This window comes from Neisseria sp. HMSC056A03, from assembly GCF_001815685.1.
Lineage (GTDB): Bacteria > Pseudomonadota > Gammaproteobacteria > Burkholderiales > Neisseriaceae > Neisseria > Neisseria subflava.
This window is the reverse complement of record NZ_KV821651.1, coordinates 1-280: the sequence shown is the minus strand read 5'-3', so window position 1 is coordinate 280 and position 280 is coordinate 1. Positions and strand designations below refer to the sequence as shown.

At 47.1% G+C, this 280-nt stretch carries 1 pseudogene; it reads left to right on the top strand.

What is annotated here, in order from left to right:
- Nucleotides 1-2: 2 nt before the first annotated feature.
- A pseudogene (locus tag HMPREF3052_RS09270) lies at nucleotides 3-280 on the top strand (hypothetical protein); the annotation flags it as partial.

Here is a 280-nt window from a genome sequence, read left to right as displayed (position 1 = left end):
CGATGAAAGCAAGCGAAATGTTAGCCGCGCGTAAAGCGGCGAAGAAAGAACAAGCCGTCAAGAAATACGCACGAGACAACATCGGTAACCAACGCGCCGACCGCAACAAACTGGCAAATATTGCCGTAATCCAAGTGCAAAACAAGCTGTCTTTGAGAAGCGGCGCACCTCAAGACTTAGACAGCAAGCTGACAGAAAACATTAAAAATCTCATGCACTATCAGGCGTTGGTTTACGAAAACGACCGAACCAGTGTAACCGTGTTTGAGAAACTTATCCG